The organism is Slackia sp. (assembly GCF_977041755.1).
Genome location: NZ_CDRRGL010000149.1, coordinates 1 through 4,197, shown reverse-complemented (window position 1 = coordinate 4,197; position 4,197 = coordinate 1). Strand labels below are relative to the sequence as shown.

Sequence of the window (4,197 nt, the reverse complement as noted above, 5' to 3'; positions counted from 1 at the left end):
TTCCCTCGGATGCGCGCGCGTCGAGCGTGGCGTATGACGCCGCAGCAAAAGCAACGACGCACACGAGCGCCACCGCTGTTGTCGCGACCATAATGGCCGCCGCCGCGTTGTGGGCAAGCGAGTGATGCGTGAAAGGACGCTTTCGCCTCGCGGGCTTTTCAGCTTCAGGGGACGCTTTTTCCTCGTCGGGACCCGCGGTTACGACCATAGGCAGCCTACGCCTTCAGGCGGTAGCCAACGCCGCGCACCGTTTCGATATACGTCGCCGCCTCGGGGCATGCCTCGGAAAGCTTCTTTCTTAGCGTTTGCACATGGGCGTCAACCGTGCGGGTTTCGCCCGCGATGCTGTAGCCCCACACACGGTCGAGCAGCAAGTCGCGCGACACCACGATGCCGCGATTCTCCATAAGGTAGCGCAGCATCTCGAATTCCTTATGCGTGAGCTGCACTTCCTCGCCGTCTGCGGTGACCTGATAGCGCGCAACGTTCAGGCAAATCGGGCCCGCCTCAAGCGTTTCTCCGTCACCTGCGGCCGCCATTTCGCGCTGACCCGTCTGAACATCGCGTTCATGTCGGCGCAGCAGCGCGTTCACGCGCGAGATGAGCTCCATCATGCCGAAGGGCTTTGCCAGGTAATCATCGGCACCCGCGTCAAGGCCGCAAACCGTGTCGAACTCGGTCGACTTCGCGGTGAGCATCATGATGGGCACATTCGCAGTACGAGAATCGGCGCGCAAGCGCTTGAGCACAGAAATGCCGTCTTCATCGGGAAGCATTACGTCGAGAAGGAACAAATCGGGCACCTCGCTCGCGAGCGCAATGTCCATTTCCGACGCGCGCGAAAAGCCGCGCGTGGCGTGGCCCGTTTGCTCGAGCGTATAAAGCGCCAGATTTCGAATTTGTTCGTCATCCTCGAGGTAATAGATCATCCGAGAACCTCTCCTTTGTAACGGCCGGTCAGTGCGTATTCTACCCATTCGGCGATGTTTTGGGCGTGGTCGCCCACGCGTTCGAGGTATTTTGCGAGCATAAGCGCCTCGACGAGGTTCGACGCAACCCCGCCTTCGCCCTGAATGCCGCGCACCACATCGGCCTTCACGCTTTCGAAAAGCGCGTCGATCTGCGCATCTTCCCCAATCGTCGCACGCGCGCGTTCGGCATCGCGTTCCACGAACGCCTCGGTAGCATCATGCAGAATAATGCAGGCCCGATCGCCCATTTCGCGCAAATGCGCCGAGAGCTCCTCATCGAGTGCCCCTTGCAGGGTGAGCGCAATTTCGGCGATGTCGGTCGCCTGGTCGCCAATGCGCTCCAAATCGCCCGCGATTTTAAGCGCCGCCGACACGCGATGCAGATCGGTCGCAACGGGCTGCTGGGTGAGCAGCAGCTTCACGCACAAGCCCTCGACCTCACGTTCCTGGTGGTCAATATCGTCATCGCCGTCGATCACCGCATTCGCCGCTTCGGCGTCGCGGGCAGCAAGCGCCGCAATGCTCGCGCGCAGGGCGTCTTCCGTCGACGACGCCATAACCAGCAGCTGGGCATCGAGCAATTGCAGTTGAGAATCCAATACCGTGCGTGCCATGGCTTAGCCGAACCTTCCCGTGATGTAGTCTTCCGTGCGCTTGTCGCTGGGGCAATCGAAAAGGGTTTTGGTGTCGTCGAATTCAACCAGGTCGCCGAGCAGGAAGAACGCGCATTTATCGCTCACGCGCGCGGCCTGCTGCATGTTGTGGGTCACCATGACCACCGTATAATCGCGCTTGAGCTCAATGGCGAGCTCTTCGATGCGCCCCGTGGAAATGGGGTCGAGCGCACTCGTCGCCTCGTCCATAAGCAGCACTTCAGGCTCAACCGCGAGCGCGCGGGCAATACACAAACGCTGTTGCTGGCCGCCCGAAAGCGCGAGGGCGCTTTTCTTCAGACGGTCTTTCACCTCGTCGAAAATCGCCGCCTTGCGAAGCGCGGTTTCAACAATCTCGTCGAGCTCGGCCTTGCCTTTAACGCCATGAGTGCGTGGGCCGAACGCAACATTGTCGTACACGCTCATAGGAAACGGGTTCGCTTTCTGGAACACCATGCCAACACGTTTGCGAAGCAAGTTGACGTCGATTTCCTTGCTGTAGAGTTCTTCCCCATCGAGCCTAATCGAGCCTTCAACTCGGCAGCCTTCGATAGCGTCGTTCATGCGATTGAGGCAGCGCAGGAAGGTCGACTTTCCGCAGCCCGACGGGCCGATGAACGCGGTGATTTGATTGCGCGGCATGTCCATCGTTATGCCGTGCAGCGCATGGAACGCGCCATAGTGCAAATCGAGGTTTGAAACCGCGATTTTCGTTTCATTTGAAGCCTCGGCCACGAGCGCCCTTTCTTCCCGAATTAAAACCGAGAAGAAACTTTACGGATGGGCGGCACGCTCGACGTTAGGCGTTTGCAAAATTTGCGTAAAGAAGGGAGAGGAGCAGCCGCAACGCGTGCCGCATCGCCGCGGATGGGACCGAGAGGCGTCCGCGGCGAATGCTCGGTTTCTCATACCCCTTAAAAACAGGAAACCGCAGCGAGGCGCATAGCGAGCCAAAGGCGAGCGGTAGCCGAGCGGGCATTTGCGGCGGACGCCCCTCGGCCTCATCCGCCGGCTAACCGCGCCGACAAGACATGCTAAACGCTACGAGCATTTAGCAGGTTTTTTCGGCAGCCTCCACCACGTGTTTCATGAGCATGCTCGTGGTCACGCCGCCAATGCCGCGCGGGACGGGGGTAATGGCGTCGACAATCGGCTCAATCGCGTCGAAATCGGCGTCGCCGCACAGGTTGCCCGCCTCGTCAACGTTAATACCCACGTCGAGCACCGTCTGACCGGGATGGAAGAAATCGCGACCATACGCTTTCGCGCGGCCCGTGGCAAGAATCACCACATCGCCTTTGCGCACGATGGCGGGCAAATCGCCCGTACGCGAATGGCATGTGGTCACCGTCGCGTGGCGATCGAGCAGAAGCACGCTCACAGGTTTGCCAACAACCAAGCTGCGTCCCACGACAACTACGCGCTTGCCCGCAATGGGAATGTCGTACGCGTCGAGCATCTCGATGCACGCCGCCGCCGTGCAGGGAGCATATCCGGGGCCTCGGCCCGTAAACACCGCAGCCATGGAGCCGCGACCAATGCCATCCACATCTTTCGCGGGATCGAGCGCATCGCAAACGGCCTCCTCGTCGAACTGCTCGGGCAGCGGGCGGAACATCAGACAGCCGTGAATCGACGGGTCGGAGTTCACCCAGGCGATAACATCCATAAGTTCTTCTTGGGATGCGTTTTCCGGAAGCGTAATGGTACGCGCGCGAATACCCAGTCCAGCAGCGCGCTTGAGCGCCGTGCGCTCATAGGTCAAATCGTCGGGGCGCGCGCCCACGCGCACAATCGCAAGACCAGGCTTCACGCCGCGCTCTTCGAGCGCAGCAATGCGCCCCCTCAATTCCTCTCGCAGCGAGTCAATAACGGGCTTTCCAAGCAGCAATTTCGCCATGACGGTTCTTTCTTCTTTTGCGGCATACGGAGCATGGAACCCACCTTAGCGCGACTCTAAAAACGCCCCGAAGCGCTCCGGGGGGGGGCAAGCTTCGCCAAAAAAACAATGCCCGCCACTCTTCCGCGACGGGCATTGTGGATTCATATGCTGTCCGCGATCATTTAATAGCAGCAGCTACTTTATCGTAAATCGCCTGGGCCGCATCGCACGGCTGCGTTAAAAGTTGCGCACATTCCTCGTTGAACGCAGCGGCCTGGACCGCATCGTCCATAAGATTCGTGTTGATATGCACATTGAGCGCCGCTGCCTGCAGGGCGCCTTTCGCCAAGATCGCCGAAGCGCCCACATCGGAAAGCACGAGTTTGCTCGCGTTGCTCGCGAGAAATTCGTCAGACTCGATTACGGCCGCGCACACGCGCATGATGTGCAACGGAACCTCGCACGCGCCCACAAGCGCCGCTTGCTCGGCCGCATGGCGCGCGGCCCTTTCTTCCTCAGTCGCACGCGAAAGCTTCCATGTGGCCGCGAGCCGGGAAAACGCCTCGGCATCTTCATCGATGAGTTCGAGCAAACGAGCTCGCGCTGCATCAAGCACAACAACCGATGCACGCATGTCGGCGGCGACATCGGCGAACTTTGGCTTTCCCGCCGTAATATTTCCCACCATGGC

Annotated in this window: 6 protein-coding genes; all 6 read right to left on the bottom strand. The window is 60.0% G+C overall.

The features are described 5' to 3' along the window. A partial coding sequence (locus ACWI8T_RS08605) for a hypothetical protein (protein WP_449138648.1) occupies window positions 1-208 on the bottom strand: 208 nt, incomplete at its 3' end. Window positions 209-215: 7 nt separating this feature from the next. Next, window positions 216-929: a response regulator transcription factor gene (locus ACWI8T_RS08600; RefSeq protein WP_449138647.1), complete on the bottom strand. Its 714-nt coding sequence runs from the start codon at window positions 927-929 to the stop codon at window positions 216-218. Then, entirely contained in the window at window positions 926-1,585 is a 660-nt protein-coding gene (gene phoU / locus ACWI8T_RS08595) for a phosphate signaling complex protein PhoU (protein ID WP_418863519.1), read from the bottom strand. Before phoU ends, ACWI8T_RS08600 begins: the two co-directional genes overlap by 4 nt. 3 nt (window positions 1,586-1,588) lie before the next feature. Continuing rightward, window positions 1,589-2,359: a phosphate ABC transporter ATP-binding protein PstB gene (gene pstB / locus ACWI8T_RS08590; protein WP_419069906.1), complete on the bottom strand. Its 771-nt coding sequence runs from the start codon at window positions 2,357-2,359 to the stop codon at window positions 1,589-1,591. Window positions 2,360-2,675: 316 nt separating this feature from the next. Beyond that, window positions 2,676-3,524 (bottom strand): bifunctional 5,10-methylenetetrahydrofolate dehydrogenase/5,10-methenyltetrahydrofolate cyclohydrolase, encoded by an 849-nt coding sequence (locus tag ACWI8T_RS08585; RefSeq protein WP_449138646.1) that lies wholly within the window; start codon window positions 3,522-3,524, stop codon window positions 2,676-2,678. 160 nt (window positions 3,525-3,684) lie between these two features. After that, the coding region (locus ACWI8T_RS08580; RefSeq protein WP_449138645.1) for a cyclodeaminase/cyclohydrolase family protein at window positions 3,685-4,197 on the bottom strand (513 nt) is incomplete at its 5' end.

Excerpts from the sequence above, each read along its gene's own strand:
- ACWI8T_RS08585 (WP_449138646.1), bottom strand. The coding sequence starts at position 3,524 with ATGGCGAAATTGCTGCTTGGAAAGCCCGTTATTGACTCGCTGCGAGAG.
- ACWI8T_RS08600 (WP_449138647.1), bottom strand. The coding sequence starts at position 929 with ATGATCTATTACCTCGAGGATGACGAACAAATTCGAAATCTGGCGCTT.
- phoU (WP_418863519.1), bottom strand. The coding sequence starts at position 1,585 with ATGGCACGCACGGTATTGGATTCTCAACTGCAATTGCTCGATGCCCAG.